The sequence below is a fragment of the Hymenobacter sp. HSC-4F20 genome (assembly GCF_019599275.1).
Taxonomy (GTDB): Bacteria; Bacteroidota; Bacteroidia; order Cytophagales; family Hymenobacteraceae; genus Hymenobacter.
On sequence record NZ_JAHZTD010000001.1, the window covers coordinates 1,151,885 to 1,170,337 of the forward strand.

The following is an 18,453-nucleotide window of genomic DNA, read 5'->3' on the forward strand; positions in this document are numbered from 1 at the left end:
CGCCTCATTAGAGCATAAATGTCCCGGGGTTGCGGAAAAAAACCTCCTGTATGCCGCACTTATGGGGCGGGGCGCTTTTCTTTGTGTTTTACCCCAACTCAAACAACAACTAGGGTCGGATTGTAGTATAGGCGCCAAACTCTCACGGGGTTTTACTGCTAGTTGGTAATTCTTTAGTTTCGCCCCGCAACCCCACCCTTTACCCCACGCTTATGGCAGAATCTGCTGAACTGATCCTCGACGGGAAGTCCTACTCTCTCCCCGTTATTGAAGGCACCGAGCACGAAAAGGCCTTCGACATTGGCAAGCTGCGCGACCAAACGGGCTATGTAACCTTGGACTCGGGCTACAAGAACACCGGCGCTACCAAGAGTGCCATCACTTTCCTCGATGGTGAGGAAGGCATTCTGCGCTACCGGGGCTACCCGATTGAGCAGTTAGCGGAGAAGTCCTCGTTTATCGAAGTAGCGTACCTGCTGATTTATGGCAAGCTGCCTTCTCAGGCGGAGCTAGCCGACTTCTCGGGCCAGATTACCAAGCATACCCTGGTGCACGAGGATGTGCGCAAGATCTTCGACGGTTTTCCGTCGGCGGCCCACCCCATGGCCATTCTCTCTTCGCTGATCTGCGCCCTGACGGCTTTCTACCCCGAAAGCGTATCGCCAGACCTGAGCAAGGAGGAAATTGACCTGAACGTGATTCGTCTGATGGCCAAGCTGCCCACTATTGCAGCCTGGACTTACAAAAACCAGATGGGTCATCCGCTGAACTATCCGCGGAATGACATGGACTACTGCTCCAACTTCCTGCACATGATGTTCAGCTTCCCTACGGAAAAGTACGAGCTGAACCCGGTGGTAGTCAGCGCCCTGAACAAGCTGCTCATCCTGCACGCCGACCACGAGCAGAACTGCTCTACTTCTACCGTGCGCCTCGTAGGCTCGGCCAACGCCTCGCTTTACGGCTCGGTTTCGGCCGGCATCAACGCCCTGTGGGGCCCCCTGCACGGCGGTGCCAACCAGGAGGTGGTGGAAATGCTGGAAGCCATTGAGCGCGACGGTGGTGACACGAGCAAGTTCATTGCCAAAGCCAAGGACAAGAACGACTCGTTCCGCCTAATGGGCTTCGGCCACCGCGTGTACAAAAACTTCGATCCGCGCGCTACCATCATCAAGAAGGCGGCTGACGAAGTGCTGACTGCCCTGGGCCTGGAAGATAGCCCTCTGCTCAAAATTGCGAAGGAACTGGAGCAAGCCGCCCTCACTGACGAGTACTTCATCCAGCGCAAGCTTTACCCGAACGTGGACTTCTACTCAGGCATCATCTACAAAGCACTGGGCATCCCAACGGAAATGTTCACGGTAATGTTTGCCCTGGGCCGCCTGCCCGGCTGGATTGCCCAGTGGAAGGAGATGCGCGAGAACAAGGAGCCCATTGGTCGCCCCCGCCAGATCTACACGGGCGAAACGGAGCGCGACTACGTAAGCCTCGACCAGCGCTCTTAAGCATAGTGCGCGTACTGCCTGAACATAAAAAAGCCCGCTTCAGCGGGCTTTTTTATGTTCAGGCAGTACGTAAATCAACTGCAGCTACTAGCCTGACTATTAGCGCAAATTCACAGCGGTGAAGTTCTGCTTCATGTCGTCATACGCAGCCATCTGCTTAGGCCACAGAATAGAAGCCAAGTCCCATTCGTAACGCATCTGCACATCGGCCACAGCGCGGTCGAGACCGGCTACGTCAGAGCCAAACTGCTTGCGGGCTTCTGACATTTCAGTCAGCAGGCGCAGGTTCAACTGGCGCACTTTTACATACTGACCTTCGCTGAGGCGGGTACGCTCCGCCATTCGACGGGTCATTTCGGAAGCGCGGGTAGTTAGCTTACCCCCGTCACTGGGCGCGGCGTAAGAAACGGTTCCTGCGGAAACGAATAGGGCAACTGCAAGGCAAGCGAATACATTTTTCATAGTGGTGTAGGGTTGTAAAGGTGGAAACCAAAAAGAAAAATCATTTCAATAGCAGGTAGATGAATATAAAACATTCCTATAACATATCCGATATTCTATTTTAACAAAATCATGTCATTTGCTTTTTTCCTGGATGAGCAAAGCCAGGAAGCTCCGGGCGAAGTGAGCTTCCTGGCTTGCTAGCACCCTACTTTGGGTTGGTTCCTAGGGCCGTCATGCTGGTACGGCTTTGCTGGAACAGTGCGAGTTGCGCGGGCCGTAACAGGGCCAGCAGGTCACTTTCGTAGCGTGCCTGTGCCGCGGCTAGGTGCTGGTCCAGAGAGGCGGCATCAGCAGCAAAGCGCGTCTTCAAATCTTCCTGCTCCAGTAGCATGTGCAGGTTAAGCTGTTTCAGTCGCAGGTACTGCCCTTCATCTAGACGTGCCTTATCTGAGATAGAGCGGGTCAAAGCCGTAGCCCGCGCCTGCAGGGTAGTTGGGGTATCAGGCTCCGAGTTGGCCGAGGTAACGCCGGATACTCCAAGGAGCAGGGCAGCAAAAAGAGTAATTTTTTTCATAATGACGGAAAGTGAAAGGTGTAAAAAGTCAAGAATAGCTACCCTTGCGGTATTTGGCCATACATAACTGTATAACCCGTTTTAACGAGAAGACCAAGCAAGCGAGCATGACCAAATATAAAACTCAATATTTAATAAAAAAAAGATTTTTTATAACTATTCTATTCAAACACTTTCAGTTGTATGTACTATTTGGCTGACTATGAGACTTGTGATAATCTTATTAAAAAGAAAAACTACAAATAAAAAAACCCGACTGTAGTAACAGTCGGGCTTGTATAGAGAGCGAGGGCCTAGAGAATCCGTAGCTCAATGCGCCGGTTCTGCTGCCGATGTTCATCCGAGTCGTTTGGCAGTAGTGGCTTGGTTTCCCCGTAGCCCCGGAAGCGCAGGCGGGTAGCTTTAACTCCTTGGCTCACCAGATAGGTGTACACCGACTTCGCCCGGTTTTGCGACAGGACCTGATTATCATCATCAGAGCCTATGTCGTCGGTGTGACCGGATATTTCCACCTGCACATCCGGATACTGCTTCATAAACCCGATTAGGCGATTCAGCTCCGTCCGGGACTTAGGCTTCAGTTCGTACTGCTTGCTGTCGAAAAACAGGTTATTGAGGACGATGCTGCGGCCAGCTCGCACGGGCTCCAAGTAAATATCCAGGGTTAGTGGATCAAAGCTCCGTTTGTCGCTGTAGTCGAAGCTCAGGCTTTTCATCAGGTACTTGTCGGCGGCGGCATACATGGCGTACTGCCTGCCCTCGTTCAGCACCACGGTGTATTCCCCGTTTTCGGCATCGGAACCCACGTACTGCACCAACTCATCGGTGTTCAGGTCGTAGAGCTGCACGTCTGCCTGGATCGGCTTCTTGGTGAAGGCATCGAACACCCGACCCTGGGTATAGGTACTGGTTTCGCGGGCCTTTACTTCCTTGGGCACCTCGAAGCCAAACAGTTCCACCGGCCGGTCACGCTCCTGCTTCACGCCCGATTCTGCGGCCCGGGAGCGGGAGCAAAAGCCCCGCCGGTTATCAGAGCTGATAAACAGGGAGGCCTCATTTTCAAATGTATTGAGGGGATAGCCCAGGTTCTGTGGCGTACTCCACTTGCTGGGGCCTTGCTGCTCGCACCGGTACACGTCCAGCCCGCCCATGCCCACCAAGCCATCCGTGACGTAGTAGAGGGTAGTGCCGCTGGCATGAATAAATGGGGCCATATCCTTGCCGGCCGTGTTCACCGGGGCACCCAAGTTGCGGGCCAAGCTCCAGTTTCCATCAGCCCCGAGGGTAGTAACGTAAATATCTTCCTGGCCTTTCCCCCCGCGGCGAGTGCTGGTGAAGTACAGGGTGCGGCCGTCGGCCGAGAGCGTAGGCTGCGAATCCCATTCGGCTGAATTCACGTTGCGGCCCAGGTTCTGAGGTTTGCTCCAGGTGTTACCCGTGCGCCGGGAAATGTACAGGTCGCAGTTGCCAACCGAGTTCGGCCGGTCGCAGGAAGCAAATACCAAAGTTTTTCCGTCGCCGGAAATGGCACCTGCGCCTTCATTGTAAGGCGTGTTGATGGCCGGCGAAATGGAGGCCGGAGCGCCCATACTGCCGTCTTTGTTTTGTCGGCTCACGAAGAGGTCTTCCCCGCTTTCCGCGGTGGGACGGCCGGTAAAGAGTAGGAAGCGGCTATCAGCAGTAAGGGCCGGGAAGTATTGGAAACGGTACGTATTCAGCGGGTCAGGCAGGCGCTCTGGCTGCAGACCCGTAGGCGTGGCCATGGCCTTCTGGGCAAACTCGCAGTTAAGGAGCTGGCGTTGGGCCCGTGGGGCATTGCGTGTGCTTTTGGTAGCCGTTTTGAGGTACTTCTTGTAGCTGTCTGCGGCGGTCGTGTACTCCCCGAAACTTATGGCCAACTCACCCAAGGTAAAATAATCGTTGGCCCGGGCGGGGTCTAGGGGCAGCTTGGCTACCCCATCGCGGTAGGCCTCGAAAGCGGACCGATTCTCCCCTAAAGCCTTCAGCAAGGACCCTTTCATGACGTAGGGCTCCCCCAGCGAAGGAAACTTCTGGTTCAGTTGGCTCAGCGTTTCAATGGCTTTGGTAAAGTCCCGGTCTTTGGCCTGCTCTTGCGCTTTCTCCCATAGGTTACGGGCTTTGGTATTGGAAGTACTCAACTTGGCCTGGGCTGTTGCGGACCCGGGCATCATTTCACTTGCAGCCAACAACACCACGAACGGAACAAAATGCAAACGGCGCATAGGCGGGTAGGGCGCTACGGAATATCGAGGAACTTATGAGTTTGCAGCGACACTTGCCACTGCGGATTGGCTTTTACGTACTCCACAATAAGCGGCATCATAGCGCCGGCCTTGCTCCACTCTGGCTGCAGGTACAGGCGGCAAGTGGGCGCTACCTGAGCGGCATGCTGCTCGGCCCAGGCAAAGTCACTTTTGTTGAAAACAACGATTTTCAACTCGTGAGCGGCAGCCAGTACCGATGGCAAGGGAGCCTTGAACTTCTTGGGCGATACACAAATCCAGTCCCACTCCCCACTGAGGGGGTAGGCACCGCTGGTTTCAATCCAGTTCTGGCAGCCCGCTGCGTGCAGAGCCGCAGTGAGGGGGCCCAAATCGTGCATGAGGGGTTCCCCACCGGTAATAACTACGTTGCGTCCCGCCTCTACGGTTGCGGCCGTTACCAACTGCGTAATCGCCTGCCGCGGGTGCGCCTCTAGGGGCCACGACTCTTTGACATCGCACCAAACGCAGCCTACGTCGCAGCCACCGAGACGGATGAAGTAGGCAGCGCGGCCCGTGTTGTAGCCTTCGCCCTGGATGGTATAAAACTGCTCCATAACGGGCAGGGTTGGCGCCCCAGCCGCCTGGGCCGGAGCCGCCGACGTAACAGGAAGTTCGTGCAGCAAAATCGGTATTCTGAAAACAACAAATTGGGCTGCTGAGGCAGGCCAGCCGCTCACGCGGTTGGCCTGCCTAGTCAAGGGCCCAACTTTAAAAGTAGTACACGGCCCCGAATTCTAAAAGCCTGAGGCGGTTTTAATTGGATTTTGCGGGATAAAGTGCTGGTGTAAGCCAGCCACTGAAAGCCCCACCTTGCCGTTGTTCGACCAGGGCCTAGCTGCTACTTCGGATATACTTCGGATTTGGCCGCCCGCAAGGTATTGAGCAGGAGCATGGCAATGGTCATGGGCCCTACGCCCCCGGGAACCGGGGTAATATAGGAAGCCAAAGGGGCCACCTCGGTAAAGTTTACATCACCCTTCAAGGCCCAGCCTGATTTCTTCGTTGCGTCATTTACCCGAGTAGTGCCTACATCAATTACAACCGCCCCAGGCTTAACCATGTCGGCTGTCACAAACTCTGGCCGACCCAGAGCCGCCACCAAAATATCGGCTGTACGGGTTATTTCGGATAGGTTCTGAGTGCGCGAGTGACATAAAGTAACTGTGCAGTTACCAGGCTCTAAGTTCTTAGCCAGCAATATGCTAACCGGAGTACCTACAATGTTACTCCGGCCAATTACCACGCAGTGCTTGCCATCTGTTGGTAGCTCATAGCGGCGCAACAGCTCTACAATACCTGAGGGGGTAGCGGGCAGCAGCGCGGGCAGCCCGGCCACCATACGTCCGATATTCATGGGGTGGAACCCATCCACGTCCTTTTCCGGCCGAATGGCTTCAATTACCTTTTCCGAGGAAATATGGCGCGGTAGCGGCAGCTGCACAATAAACCCGTCAATTTCAGGGTCTTGGTTTAGCTCTTCTACTTTAGCCAGCAGTTCGGCTTCGGTAATATCGTCTTCGTAGCGGAGCAAGGTGCTTGCAAAGCCAACCCGCTCGCAGGCCAGCACCTTGTTGCGCACGTAGGTTTCCGAGCCCCCATCGTGGCCGACGAGGATAGCGGCCAGGTGAGGCACCTTCTGCCCGGTAGCGCTGCGCTGCGCTACTTCAGCGGCAATTTCTTCTTTAATGGCCTCGGCGGTTTGCTTGCCGTCGATGAGGCGGTAGGTAGTGGCGGCGGGGGCAGTGGTCATGCTGCAAAACGAGGGTTAGAACTGATTGGGTTTGTCTTCATGCGTGGCAATGGCAGCGGCGCCAGCGGCCAGTAAAGCTTTTTCCATGGCAGGCCAATCGTCACGCCAGCGGAACTTACGCTCCTGGCCTTTGCGGATTTTTTCTAACTGCTCCAGGCTCTTACAATTCTTGGTGAGGTCTTCGGGCATTCGCTTATAATTTTCATAGCACGCCGTGTCAAGAAGTGTATGAGGTGAAAAGTAGAAGGCAAAAAAAGAAACGCGCCCGGCTGGGGCGCGTTTCTGGACTTAATCGATTTTTAGTACAGCTAAGAAAGCTTCCTGCGGGATTTCTACGGAGCCTACCTGGCGCATCCGCTTCTTGCCTTCCTTCTGCTTTTCGAGCAGTTTGCGCTTACGGCTGATGTCGCCGCCATAGCACTTGGCAATTACGTTTTTGCGCAGAGCCTTCACGGTTTCGCGGGCAATGATTTTCTGCCCAATGCTGGCCTGAATAGCAATTTCGAACTGCTGACGGGGTAGCAGCTCCCGGAGTTTTTCGCAGAGACGGCGGCCCCAGTCGTAGCTCTTGCTGCGGTGTACAATAGCCGACAGGGCATCTACCTTCTCCCCGTTCAGCATCACGTCCAGCTTCACCATGTCGGACTCGCGGAAGCCGATCAGCTCGTAGTCGAGCGAGGCGTAGCCGCGCGAAATGGTCTTGAGCTTGTCGAAGAAGTCGAACACGATTTCCGACAGCGGCAGCTCAAACGTCAGCTCCACCCGCTCACTGGTCAGGTAGCTTTGGCCCTTGATAATGCCGCGCTTCTCCATGCACAGCGTAATGATGGGCCCTACGTACTCGGCCGCCGTGATGATCTGGGCCTTGATGTAGGGCTCCTCGATCAGCTTGATCATGTTCGGCTCCGGCATTTCCGACGGTGCGTTAATGGTCAGGCGCTGGTCTTTGGTGCCGGTGGCATGGAACTGCACCGAAGGCACGGTGGTAATCACCGTCATGTTGAACTCGCGCTCCAGGCGCTCCTGCACAATTTCCATGTGGAGCATGCCCAGGAAGCCGCACCGGAAGCCGAAGCCCAGGGCCACCGAGGTTTCCGGCTCCCACACCAGCGAAGCATCGTTGAGCTGCAGCTTCTCCATGCAAGAACGCAGTTCCTCGTATTCGGTGGTATCTACGGGGTAGATGCCGGCAAATACCATGGGCTTCACGTCCTCGAAGCCCTGAATGGCTTCGGAAGTGGGCCGGGCTACGTGCGTGATGGTGTCGCCTACCTTTACCTCGCGGGCTTCTTTAATACCCGAAATCAGGTAGCCTACATTACCAGCGCCAATTTCAGGGCGGGGCTCCTGGTTCAGGCCCAGAATCCCGATTTCATCGGCGCCGTACTCCTTGCCCGTGGCCATGAAGCGAAGCTTGTCGCCCTTGCGCATGGTGCCGTTTTTGATGCGGAACAGAACCTCAATGCCGCGGTAGGAGTTGAAAACGGAGTCGAAGATAAGGGCTTGCAGCGGCGCTTCCGGGTCGCCCTTGGGGGCAGGAATCCGTTCACAGATAGCGTCCAGAATCTCCTTGATGCCAATGCCGGCCTTGCCCGAGGCGGGAATAATTTCGTCCCGCTCGCAGCCAATCAGGTCCACAATTTCGTCCGACACCTCCTCCGGCATGGAGTGGGGCAGGTCGATTTTGTTGAGGACGGGAATAATCGTCAGGTCTGAGCCGATGGCCAGGTAGAGGTTCGAAATCGTTTGGGCTTCAATGCCCTGCGAGGAGTCTACAATCAGCAGGGCCCCTTCGCAGGCGGCAATGGAGCGGGATACTTCGTAGCTAAAATCGACGTGGCCAGGCGTATCAATCAGGTTGAGCGTGTACTGCTCGCCCTTGTACTGATACTGCATCTGGATGGCGTGGCTCTTGATGGTGATGCCCCGCTCCCGCTCCAGGTCCATGTTGTCGAGCAGTTGGGCTTGCATATCGCGCTTGGCCACGGTCTGGGTGAATTCCAGCAGGCGGTCGGCCAGCGTGCTTTTGCCGTGGTCGATGTGGGCGATGATGCAGAAATTGCGAATGTTCTTCACTAGAGGCGGTTTTTTGCAACCGCGAAGGTAGGCAAATCGGCCCGGAAAAGCTAACCAGCGCCCCCGGCAGCAGGGCATTTCCATTACCTACCCTCTCAGCAGGTTTCAACCTGCGTCGCTTACTCTATAGTTGCGCCTGCCTCAGGGCTGATGGCGTAGCGTAGCACTGCAGCCTAGCCTCAGTGTCCTAATCTGCGCAGGTAGCTTCTCTTTCCCCGCCGTTGCTGCTACCCGCCGGGGCCGAACAAACCTTTGGTAATCCCGTTGGGATAAAGCAACCTCCACCTTATCTTCTTTACCACAATGGGAATCACCCTGAAGCAAGCCCAGACGGCCGTGCAGGCAGCTCACGAAAAAGCCATTGAAATGGGCGTAAAAATGAACATTGCCGTGGTCGATTCCGGGGCTAACCTCGTGGCCTTTATCCGTATGGATGATGCGTGGCTGGGCTCCCTGGACATTGCCATTCGGAAAGCCAAAACAGCTCGGTTCTTTGACATGCCTACCGGCGACCTGGGCAAGGCCTCGCAACCCGGCGGCTCGCTCTACAACATTGAGCACTCCAACGGGGGCCTGATTACGTTTCCGGGGGGTATTCCTCTGACCAACAGCGAGGGGCAGATATTCGGCGCCATTGGGGTTTCGGGCAGCACCGTGGAAGACGACCATGCGGTGGCAGAAGCCGGCGTTCGGGCTTTACAGGGCCAATAAGCCGGCGGCACTACCCATCTTTTCCTTTTAAACACTCTCCTGCTCAGCTTCAGCGCAGCTTGCTTGAGTTGAACAGTAGCTTGGTCTTGCATGGCAGCATACCTTCCTCTTGAAGACTACGGCCTGATTGGCAATCTGCACACGGTAGCCCTGGTTTCCAATGTGGGCTCCCTGGACTACTTGCCCTTCACCCGCTTCGACTCGCCTACCATCTTTGCGGCCTTGCTTGATGCGGAGCGCGGGGGCTTCTGGAGGCTTCAGCCCGTGGACAAGGAAGTGCGCAGCAAGCAGCTGTACCTGCCCGATACCGGTGTGCTGCTCACGCGCTTTTTTACCGATGAGGGCATTGCCGAGCTAACGGATTTCATGCCCGTGAAGCGCTACGAGCAGAACTGCGCCGTAGTACGCACCATTCGCGTGATTAAGGGCCACCTGGAGTTTCGGATGCAATGCGCGCCCCGCTTCGACTATGCCCGCACTACCCACCAGGTTCAGCCGCAGCCGGATGGTAGCCTGCTCTTTCAGAGCGACGGCCCCAACGGCTTTCAGTTCCGCCTGATGGGCAGCCACCCGTTTGAAGCCACCGAAGCGGGCGACGCGGAGGGCTGCTGGCGCCTGCAGGCCGGCGAAACGGCCAGCTTCGTGATTGAAGCTACCCCCACCAACGACCCCAACTTCATTGCCCGCGACCTGGGGCACTACACGGAGGCCGCATTTCAGGATACGCTCCGCTTCTGGCGCGACTGGGTGGAGAGCAGCACCTACATCGGCCGCTGGCGCGAAACCGTGCTGCGGTCTGCCATTACGCTTAAGTTGCTCACCTCCTTGCAATACGGTTCTACCGTAGCCGCCGCCACCTTTTCGCTGCCCGAAACCGTGGGCGGAGTCCGGAACTGGGACTACCGCTACACTTGGATTCGGGACGCCGCCTTTACCATGTACGCCTTCCTGCGCCTCGGCTTTATGCAGGAATCGAAGGCGTTTCTGCGCTGGATTATGGACCGCTGCGTGCAGCTGGCCGATGCCGGCGACTTGCAGCTGATGTATGCTGTGGATGGCACCTCCGACCTGCCGGAGCAGGAGCTCACCCACCTCAGCGGGTACCGCGACTCCCGACCCGTGCGCATTGGCAACGGCGCCTCCCAGCAGTTTCAGCTCGATATTTATGGGGAGCTGCTCGACACTATTTACCTCTACAATAAGTACGGCGGGGCTATTACCTACGACTTCTGGCAGCACGTATGCCGGTTAGTGAACTACGTAGCCGAAAACTGGCGACGGGCCGACCACGGCATCTGGGAAGTGCGCGACGAGGACCGGGAGTTTCTGTCGGGCAAGATGATGTGCTGGGTAGCCCTGGACCGGGGTATCCGCATTGCCCGTGACCGGTCGTTTCCGGCCCCGCTGGTGGAGTGGCACCGCATCCGCGACGAGATTTACCAGGAAGTGTACGAGCACTACTGGAGCGAGCAGCGGCAGTCGTTCGTGCAGGCCAAAGGCACTCAGGTACTGGATGCCTCCGTGCTGCTCCTACCCCTGATCCGGATGTTCAGCCCCGCCGAGCCGCGTTGGCAAGCCACCATGCGCACCCTCGAAAAAGAGCTGCTGCTCGATTCATTGATGTTCCGCTACCGGGCCACCGACGGCGCAACCGACGGCCTGACCGGTGAGGAGGGCACCTTTACTATGTGCTCGTTCTGGTACATTGAAAACCTATCGAGGGGCGGCGAGCTGGACAAAGCCCGGCTGCTATTCGAAAAGTTGCTGGGTTTCGCGAGTCCGCTGGGGCTGTACTCAGAGCAGATTGGGCCTCAGGGGCAGCAGATCGGCAATTACCCCCAAGCCTTTACTCACCTGGCGCTCATCAGCGCGGCTTTCCAGCTTAACCGCGACCTTGACGCCCGCCATGAGGGTAGGGCCGGCGGCCATCAGTTTGTGTAGAAGTAAAGTCTTGTTCTGGGCGCAAGTGTCGTTTTTGGCGGCCTGCCGAGCCGAGCTCAACCTAAACGGAAAGCAACCTGAAGCGTACGTATCTAGGCGGTACTAGCCCGCCCTACCCTCTTCCGTTCACTCACCCTTTCCCCTCATGAGCATGCAACTGAATCCCGAAGCCATCAAGTTTGCCAAGCAGCTGATCCAGGACGGCAAAATTAAAAACGACGAAGGCCACTGGGGCCAGCACAACCCCGATACAAGCCAGGAAAACAAGTTTTTGGAGAAGCACGAAATAACCGAGTACGGCCAGTGGCACCTGGGCCAGGATACTAGCAAGGGCGAGGACACCAAAGGCCGCTACCACTTCCCCTACGGCGACTTCAAAACCGTACACCGCGACGGGCTGATTGCGGCCAAAGAGCGGGCCGCCCAACAAGGCTACCAGGATATTGAAAAAGCCGCCGATGAGTTGCTACAGGCCCTGGAAAAGCAAGCGGCCAAGTAGTTTGTCCTATCTTCGTGCCAGCCAACAGGGCCGCTTCCGGGCGGCCTTGTTCGTTAAGCACTTGGTAGTGCTCGTCTGATCTGGAATACCGGAATGGGCAGCCTACCCTTCCTGGGCCGCTGGTTTTATCCGAAAACAGTGGCCATTGTCTTGCCTTCCTTTCCCGAATGCCTTACCGCTTTTTCTTACTTCTGTTTTTTTGCCTCACTAGCCTGGGTCTGCAAGCACAAACCATCATTGAGGGCCGCATTCTAAATTCTCAAACCAAGGAGCCAGTACCCTTTGCTACCCTCGGGGTTCCTGGCCGGGGTATCGGCACGGTAGCCGATGAACAAGGGCGCTACTTGCTGCGCCTGCCCAGCCTGCAGGATACGCTTATTGTTTCCTGCGTAGGGTTCAACCGCCAGGTGGTGGTACCAAGTGCCTTGGCCGCCGGCCAGCGCGAGTTCCGGCTAGCTCCCCAGGAGCAGGCGTTGCGCGAAGTGACCGTGCAGCATCACCGTGTACGTCCGGGCTTGCTAGGTCGTAACAAGACGAAAGGCGACATATTGTGGATGGGTGGCTCCAGCGGCAAAGAAACCGTGGATGATGAATGGGGTTGGGAATTTGGCACCCTACTTAAGCCGAGCAAGCGCACGTATCTGGAGGAATTCCACGTCTTTTTCGCTACTAATACCTATGAGCAGCTGCGCTTCCGCTTGAACCTCTACGCCGTAGAGCAGGGCCGCCCGGGTCGGGTGTTAGTGTCGCAGGACATCCAGCTTGTCTGCACCAACAAGGAGCGTGGCTGGCTGACCGTAGACTTGCGCCCTTATATGCTTGAGTTGGAAGCACGCCCCGTGTTTGCTACCATTCAGTGGCTACAAAGCGAGAAGACAGACCCTTGGGCTAAGTATTTCTCTATTCCAGTCATGCGTGAGACCAAACAGGTAGTAGTAGAGCGCGAGAACAGCGAAGCCGCTTGGACCGTGCACGCCATGCAGCCTAGCATGTACTTCACCGTAATGACGGAGTAATTTAACTCTAGGCCAGTTGCAACTAAGCTTCTACTGGCCTAGCCCCCAAGAGACTTTTGCTACTAACACCCTGAACTACGAAATGAACGCCGTGCTCAACACGAGTTGCAACCGGCAGAGCTATGGTAATTATGTGGAAATGGTGGAAAGAGCATCAACGCCAAAAGCGGTGTGACCGGTTAGTCACACAGTTGCTCGCAGCCTCCTATGAAGCGGGTTTACTGCCGCGTGATTATGCCAATGCAAAAGACATGCTTTCAGTAGGCGAATATGGATGTGCATTTGATATCATTGTTCAACAGCTATATGAGCATGATGTGGAAATATCTGCGAACCTATTTACCCATGTAAAAAAGGCTGCTGATTCACTAGTATTGACACCTGGAAGCTATTTCTTTCTAGGTGAGCTTGTCAGGTCAAAAGACAAGATTCCTCTGCTGGTTAAAAAGGAGTTAGCCTCTATAATTAGTTCTCTGCAGCTACCTCGCTAGCATCCTTTCACAAAATTCCCCGTTTCCCGCCGGGTTTTTTTTAATTTATTACCCCTTCGCTGCCTGTGGGTCGCTAATTTCATAAAGAAATCCTTGGTCTGTTTCCGCAGAATAATATCCGCTGCCTTGGTAACCTACAGACCAGTTTTCAGGGTATTCTGATTGTGCGTCACTCCAGATTTGCAAAGAGCGGCCTATGTTAAAATCGATTGTGAGGTCTCCCCATTCAGAAAGGGTAACTTTCGAGACATCAGCCCCTTCGAAATCGCTGAGCACGGCCGCCAACACGGATGCTGAATCTTCACGCCATGTGCAAATGATCTTACCGCCTTCTACAATTCGCCAAGCGCAGTACACCATAAGGGAAAACTCTCCTTGAGTTTCACTCTTGGCTAATGCTGGGCCGAATTGAAGTGTAAAAATTGAGCCAGTACCATTGCCAGCGCGGCTTCGCCAAGCCAGTTGGCCTTGCATACGTTTTACGACCTGCTCAACCTCACGAAACGTAATGCTCCGTTGTTCCATGGTGGTTAGGCAGCAAGTAATACGGCGATGAGAATGGCTATAGTGCTCCTAGTAGTATACACGGCAGAAATAGTAGCACCAGTGTAACCACCACATTGCTACATGTATCATCTAGATAATCGAAATACGTGCGTTTCGTAAGACCCAATAGCCCACGGAAAAACGCCCAACGTATTGAGCCACCAACTAGGCCAAAGAAAGCCTTGATGACAATTTCGGTTACAAGCTCTGCTAGAAATTCACTCACTCTAAACTTCGGTATAAATAGAAATTGAATCGAATGTAACGAAGGTCTGCAAAATCTTCCCTTCAAAAGCCCTAGGCCACCCCGCCGGGGCTTTTTTCGTACCTTCGCTACCCCAAATCCACCCAAATTCCCCCGCGCTATGCAAGCAGCTCCCGTAGCTCCGTATAAGCCCCAGAACCACATCCGCATCGTGACGGCGGCGGCCCTGTTCGATGGGCACGACGCCGCCATTAATATCATGCGCCGCATTATTCAGAGCAGCGGCGCCGAAGTTATTCACCTGGGCCACAACCGCTCGGTGCAGGAAATCGTCGACTGCGCCATTCAGGAAGATGCCCAGGCCATTGCCATTACCTCCTACCAGGGCGGCCACAACGAGTACTTCAAGTACATGCACGACCTGCTCAAGGAGCGCGGCGCCGGGCACGTGAAGATCTTTGGTGGCGGTGGGGGCGTGATTCTGCCTACCGAAATTGAGGAGCTACAAGGCTACGGCATCACCCGCATTTACTCCCCCGACGACGGCCGGGCCCTCGGTCTGCAGGGTATGATCAATGACCTGCTCCAGAAGTCGGACTTCCCTACGGGCCAGAACCTGAACGGGGAAGTGAAACACGTAAAAGAGAAAGACGCCCGCAGCATTGGCCGGCTGATATCTGCCGCTGAAAACTTCCCCCAGGAGTTTGAGCGCGTGAAAGGCCAGCTAATCGCCGACTTTCAGAAGTCGGAAGCCGGCAACGACCAGCGCCTCGACCCTACCCCTTCCGAAACCTTTAAGGCCCCCATTCTGGGTATCACGGGCACCGGCGGCGCGGGTAAATCGTCGTTGGTAGATGAGCTGGTGCGCCGCTTCCTGCTCGACTTCCCGGAAAAAACCATTGCCATTATTTCCGTTGACCCCAGCAAGCGCAAGACTGGCGGGGCCCTGCTCGGCGACCGTATCCGGATGAACGCCATCAACTCGCCGCGGGTGTACATGCGCAGCCTCGCCACGCGCCAGAGCAACCTGGCCCTGAGCCGCTACGTGCAGGATGCCGTGGATGTGGTAAAGGCTGCCGGCTTCGACCTGATTATCCTTGAAACCTCGGGCATCGGCCAGTCGGACACCGAAATTATTGAGCACTCCGACGCCAGCCTCTACGTAATGACGCCCGAGTACGGCGCCGCCACCCAGCTGGAGAAAATCGACATGCTCGATTTCGCCGATGTTATTGCCCTCAACAAGTTCGACAAGCGTGGCGCCCTCGACGCCCTGCGCGACGTGCGTAAGCAGTTCCAGCGCAACCACCAGCTCTGGGATAAGCCCCTGGACGAGATGCCCGTGTTCGGCACCATCGCCTCCCAGTTCAACGACCCCGGCATGAACCGCTTGTACCGGGCCGTGCTGGCAACCGTAGAAGCCAAGACGGGTGTGCCGTTTGCGTCGCAGCTCGAAACCAGCAAGGAGGACTCGGAGAAGATTTATATCATTCCGCCTCACCGCACGCGTTACCTTTCTGAAATAGCCGAAACCAACCGCCAATATGACCAGTGGGTTCAAAAACAGTCTGACACCGCTCAGCAGCTCTACGGAATCCGGCAAGCCATCGGAGCCGTCCAAAGCCTCGGAAGTAACCCCGCCGGTGGAGGATCTGGCCCTGGGAACGGCAGCAACGCCCCCGGATCAGGAAACCTCATCGCCGGCCTGGAGAGCACCTTCGAGGAGGTCAAGCTCCGGCTGGACGGCCAAAACTGGAAACTCCTGGAGACCTGGCCGCAAAAGGTAGCCGCCTACAAAGCTCCCGAGTTCATCTTTAAGGTGCGCGACAAGGAAATCCGCATCCAGACGCACACCACCAGCCTTTCTAACCAACAGATTCCGAAGGTTTCCCTCCCCCGTTACACGGCCTGGGGCGACTTGCTGCGCTGGCAGCTCCAGGAGAACGTGCCCGGCGAGTTCCCCTACACCGCCGGCGTGTTTCCCTTCAAGCGCGAGGGCGAAGACCCTACCCGCATGTTTGCCGGCGAAGGCGGCCCTGAGCGCACCAACCGCCGCTTCCACTACGTGTCGGCCGGCCTGCCGGCCAAGCGCCTGAGCACGGCCTTCGACTCGGTGACGCTCTACGGCGAGGACCCTGACCACCGGCCCGACATCTACGGCAAAATTGGTAACGCCGGCGTGAGCATCTGCTGCCTCGACGACGCCAAGAAACTCTACTCGGGCTTCAACCTAGCCAACCCCAGCACGTCGGTGTCCATGACTATTAACGGTCCGGCGGCTACGCTGGCGGCTTTCTTCATGAATGCGGCCATCGACCAGCAGTGTGAGCTGTATATTAAGGAGCAGGGTCTGGAAAGCGAGGTTGACGCCAAGATCAACCAGATCTACCAGGAGAAAGGCTTGGAGCGCCCCCGCTACCAGGGCGAGCTGCCCGCCGGCAACGATGGCCTGGGCCTCATGCTGCTCGGCGTAACCGGCGACCAGGTCCTACCCCTCGATGTGTATCAAACCATCAAGGCGCGCACGCTCAGCCAAGTGCGCGGTACCGTGCAGGCCGACATCCTGAAGGAAGACCAGGCCCAGAACACCTGCATCTTCTCCACGGAGTTTGCCCTGCGCCTCATGGGCGACGTACAGGAGTACTTCATCAAGGAGAAGGTCCGCAACTTCTACTCGGTGTCAATTTCCGGCTACCACATTGCCGAGGCGGGTGCCAACCCCATTACCCAACTGGCCCTCACCCTCAGCAACGGCTTCACCTTCGTGGAGTACTACGTGAGCCGGGGCATGGACGTGAACGACTTCGCGCCCAACCTGTCGTTCTTCTTCTCCAACGGCATCGACCCCGAGTACGCTGTAATTGGCCGCGTGGCGCGCCGCATCTGGGCCAAGGCCATGAAGCTGAAGTACGGCGCCAACGCCCGCTCGCAGATGTTGAAGTACCACATCCAGACCAGCGGCCGGAGCCTGCACGCCCAGGAAATCGACTTCAACGATATCCGCACCACGCTGCAGGCCCTCTACGCCATCTACGACAACTGCAACTCCCTGCACACCAACGCCTACGATGAGGCCATTACCACGCCCACCGAGGAATCGGTGCGCCGGGCCATGGCCATTCAGCTCATCATTAACCGGGAGCTAGGCCTGGCCAAGAACGAAAACCCACTACAGGGCTCCTTCATCATCGAGGAGCTGACCGACCTGGTGGAGGAAGCCGTTTTAGCCGAGTTCGACCGGATTACGGAGCGCGGCGGCGTGCTGGGCGCCATGGAAACCATGTACCAGCGCGGCAAGATTCAGGAGGAAAGCATGCACTACGAGATGCTCAAGCACACGGGCGAGTATCCCATCATCGGCGTAAATACCTTCCTCTCCTCGAAAGGCTCACCCACGGTCATCCCAGCCGAAGTAATTCGCGCCACGGAGGAGGAAAAGCAGTATCAAATCACGATGCTGCAGAACCTGCACGCCCGCAACCAAGGCACCACCGAGCAGCGCCTGAAGCAGCTGCAGCAGGTGGCAGTAGCCAATGGCAACCTCTTCGAGGAGTTGATGGAAACCGTGAAGTTCTGCTCCCTAGGCCAGGTGACCAATGCCCTGTTTGAGGTAGGCGGCCAGTACCGCCGAAATATGTAAGCTGGGGCCGCTGCTTTGGCTGAATGGAAACGGGTGCTACCTTGCTGAGGTAGCACCCGTTTTTTGTTCAGACCCTCATATGTCTTTTACCAAGCTTTGGCAGAAATTATTCAACCATGCTGATGAAGCTACTGAACTTGCCTTGCATGTAGCTGGCGCAACCGTCAGGCATAGAAATCCTTTTGAAAAGCTTGAAGCATACCGCAACGAAGAAGAAATTACGGAGGAGTTTATCGAAAAGTGGGTAATTCCATTTTACATGACGTCAATTAACAGGTTGGACTCTCAGACCCTTGAGAATTTCATTCTGGCGTCAATGGAAATTACAAGCGACATAACCATGCAACTTCTAGGCGACTTTGATTGGCGTCCAAGGATTACTGGCGCTTACTTCGCTGCGATTAAATGTTATGATGAAGTAAAGGATATAATAGGGGTACACCTTCTTAAAAGCGAAGTTTGCTATGCAGGCTCTGGGTACGCATTAGCCCTAGCAATGTATAACGACGAGCGGTCCAAGGACTATCTAAAAATGTACTTAGACTACTATCTAACAAGAAAAGACCTATGGTTTGATCAAGCGGACGTTCTAGCAGCTCTGCATATAATTTCTCCGAATGAAGCAGCTAATTATATCGACATGTGGGAAGCATACATTGCAGATAAGCACAAGCCTAATACTAGGCTAGATGACGCTATAAAAGTAATGAAACAAAGTATGGATGCCGTCTTTGAAATAAGACAGCATCTAGTCTAACCTTGGCATCATT

At 55.8% G+C, this 18,453-nt stretch carries 16 protein-coding genes; 8 read left to right on the forward strand and 8 right to left on the reverse strand.

The features are described 5' to 3' along the window. Positions 1-212: 212 nt before the first annotated feature. The gene (locus tag K3G63_RS05055; RefSeq protein WP_220612981.1) at positions 213-1,505 is read left to right on the forward strand and encodes a citrate synthase; all 1,293 of its coding nucleotides are present in this window, start codon (positions 213-215) and stop codon (positions 1,503-1,505) included. A 99-nt stretch (positions 1,506-1,604) separates the two neighbouring features. Here the strand turns inward: K3G63_RS05055 and K3G63_RS05060 are convergent, their stop codons facing one another. The 7 genes from K3G63_RS05060 to lepA form a co-directional block, all read right to left on the reverse strand. Next, on the reverse strand, positions 1,605-1,859 hold the full coding sequence (locus K3G63_RS05060) for a hypothetical protein (protein ID WP_220612982.1): 255 nt from the start codon (positions 1,857-1,859) through the stop codon (positions 1,605-1,607). Positions 1,860-2,154: 295 nt separating this feature from the next. Then, entirely contained in the window at positions 2,155-2,523 is a 369-nt protein-coding gene (locus tag K3G63_RS05065; RefSeq protein WP_220612983.1) for a hypothetical protein, read from the reverse strand. Positions 2,524-2,816: 293 nt separating this feature from the next. After that, positions 2,817-4,766 carry an OmpA family protein gene (locus K3G63_RS05070; protein WP_220612984.1) on the reverse strand — a complete coding sequence of 650 codons (1,950 nt, stop codon included), beginning with the start codon at positions 4,764-4,766 and terminating at the stop codon, positions 2,817-2,819. A 14-nt stretch (positions 4,767-4,780) separates the two neighbouring features. After that, entirely contained in the window at positions 4,781-5,431 is a 651-nt protein-coding gene (locus K3G63_RS05075; protein WP_259404269.1) for a 7-carboxy-7-deazaguanine synthase QueE, read from the reverse strand. A gap of 215 nt (positions 5,432-5,646) precedes the next feature. Then, the gene (locus K3G63_RS05080; RefSeq protein ID WP_220612985.1) at positions 5,647-6,558 is read right to left on the reverse strand and encodes a bifunctional 5,10-methylenetetrahydrofolate dehydrogenase/5,10-methenyltetrahydrofolate cyclohydrolase; all 912 of its coding nucleotides are present in this window, start codon (positions 6,556-6,558) and stop codon (positions 5,647-5,649) included. A gap of 15 nt (positions 6,559-6,573) precedes the next feature. After that, a complete protein-coding gene (locus K3G63_RS05085; protein WP_220612986.1) occupies positions 6,574-6,747 on the reverse strand; it encodes a hypothetical protein in 174 nt (57 codons plus the stop codon). A gap of 99 nt (positions 6,748-6,846) precedes the next feature. Continuing rightward, positions 6,847-8,634, reverse strand: coding sequence for a translation elongation factor 4 (lepA, locus tag K3G63_RS05090; RefSeq protein WP_220612987.1), 1,788 nt, complete (start codon positions 8,632-8,634; stop codon positions 6,847-6,849). A gap of 303 nt (positions 8,635-8,937) precedes the next feature. On the opposite strand from lepA, the gene K3G63_RS05095 reads away from it, so the two are divergent. From K3G63_RS05095 to K3G63_RS05115, 5 genes are all read left to right on the forward strand, one after another. Further along, complete coding sequence (locus K3G63_RS05095; RefSeq protein WP_220612988.1) at positions 8,938-9,345, forward strand: heme-binding protein; 408 nt, start codon at positions 8,938-8,940, stop codon at positions 9,343-9,345. Between the two features lie 90 nt (positions 9,346-9,435). After that, entirely contained in the window at positions 9,436-11,286 is a 1,851-nt protein-coding gene (locus tag K3G63_RS05100; RefSeq protein WP_220612989.1) for a glycoside hydrolase family 15 protein, read from the forward strand. Between the two features lie 145 nt (positions 11,287-11,431). Next, a complete protein-coding gene (locus K3G63_RS05105; RefSeq protein WP_220612990.1) occupies positions 11,432-11,785 on the forward strand; it encodes a hypothetical protein in 354 nt (117 codons plus the stop codon). 167 nt (positions 11,786-11,952) lie between these two features. Continuing rightward, positions 11,953-12,801, forward strand: coding sequence for a carboxypeptidase-like regulatory domain-containing protein (locus tag K3G63_RS05110; protein ID WP_220612991.1), 849 nt, complete (start codon positions 11,953-11,955; stop codon positions 12,799-12,801). Positions 12,802-12,923: 122 nt separating this feature from the next. Next, complete coding sequence (locus K3G63_RS05115; RefSeq protein WP_220612992.1) at positions 12,924-13,292, forward strand: MafI family immunity protein; 369 nt, start codon at positions 12,924-12,926, stop codon at positions 13,290-13,292. A 48-nt stretch (positions 13,293-13,340) separates the two neighbouring features. Here the strand turns inward: K3G63_RS05115 and K3G63_RS05120 are convergent, their stop codons facing one another. Continuing rightward, positions 13,341-13,817: a hypothetical protein gene (locus tag K3G63_RS05120; RefSeq protein ID WP_220612993.1), complete on the reverse strand. Its 477-nt coding sequence runs from the start codon at positions 13,815-13,817 to the stop codon at positions 13,341-13,343. A 386-nt stretch (positions 13,818-14,203) separates the two neighbouring features. Here K3G63_RS05120 and K3G63_RS05125 point away from each other — a divergent pair, with 386 nt between their 5' ends. Both K3G63_RS05125 and K3G63_RS05130 read left to right on the forward strand, forming a co-directional pair. Continuing rightward, on the forward strand, positions 14,204-17,683 hold the full coding sequence (locus K3G63_RS05125; protein WP_220612994.1) for a methylmalonyl-CoA mutase family protein: 3,480 nt from the start codon (positions 14,204-14,206) through the stop codon (positions 17,681-17,683). 79 nt (positions 17,684-17,762) lie between these two features. Then, positions 17,763-18,440, forward strand: coding sequence for a DUF6000 family protein (locus K3G63_RS05130; protein ID WP_220612995.1), 678 nt, complete (start codon positions 17,763-17,765; stop codon positions 18,438-18,440). Positions 18,441-18,453 lie beyond the last annotated feature (13 nt).

What these genes read in the sequence shown, in the direction of transcription:
- K3G63_RS05055 (WP_220612981.1), top strand. Translation starts at nt 213, where the DNA reads ATGGCAGAATCTGCTGAACTGATCCTCGACGGGAAGTCCTACTCTCTC.
- K3G63_RS05060 (WP_220612982.1), bottom strand. Translation starts at nt 1,859, where the DNA reads ATGACCCGTCGAATGGCGGAGCGTACCCGCCTCAGCGAAGGTCAGTAT.
- K3G63_RS05065 (WP_220612983.1), bottom strand. Translation starts at nt 2,523, where the DNA reads ATGAAAAAAATTACTCTTTTTGCTGCCCTGCTCCTTGGAGTATCCGGC.
- K3G63_RS05070 (WP_220612984.1), bottom strand. Translation starts at nt 4,766, where the DNA reads ATGCGCCGTTTGCATTTTGTTCCGTTCGTGGTGTTGTTGGCTGCAAGT.
- K3G63_RS05080 (WP_220612985.1), bottom strand. Translation starts at nt 6,558, where the DNA reads ATGACCACTGCCCCCGCCGCCACTACCTACCGCCTCATCGACGGCAAG.
- K3G63_RS05085 (WP_220612986.1), bottom strand. Translation starts at nt 6,747, where the DNA reads ATGCCCGAAGACCTCACCAAGAATTGTAAGAGCCTGGAGCAGTTAGAA.
- K3G63_RS05095 (WP_220612988.1), top strand. Translation starts at nt 8,938, where the DNA reads ATGGGAATCACCCTGAAGCAAGCCCAGACGGCCGTGCAGGCAGCTCAC.
- K3G63_RS05100 (WP_220612989.1), top strand. Translation starts at nt 9,436, where the DNA reads ATGGCAGCATACCTTCCTCTTGAAGACTACGGCCTGATTGGCAATCTG.
- K3G63_RS05105 (WP_220612990.1), top strand. Translation starts at nt 11,432, where the DNA reads ATGAGCATGCAACTGAATCCCGAAGCCATCAAGTTTGCCAAGCAGCTG.
- K3G63_RS05110 (WP_220612991.1), top strand. Translation starts at nt 11,953, where the DNA reads ATGCCTTACCGCTTTTTCTTACTTCTGTTTTTTTGCCTCACTAGCCTG.
- K3G63_RS05115 (WP_220612992.1), top strand. Translation starts at nt 12,924, where the DNA reads ATGGTAATTATGTGGAAATGGTGGAAAGAGCATCAACGCCAAAAGCGG.
- K3G63_RS05120 (WP_220612993.1), bottom strand. Translation starts at nt 13,817, where the DNA reads ATGGAACAACGGAGCATTACGTTTCGTGAGGTTGAGCAGGTCGTAAAA.
- K3G63_RS05125 (WP_220612994.1), top strand. Translation starts at nt 14,204, where the DNA reads ATGCAAGCAGCTCCCGTAGCTCCGTATAAGCCCCAGAACCACATCCGC.
- K3G63_RS05130 (WP_220612995.1), top strand. Translation starts at nt 17,763, where the DNA reads ATGTCTTTTACCAAGCTTTGGCAGAAATTATTCAACCATGCTGATGAA.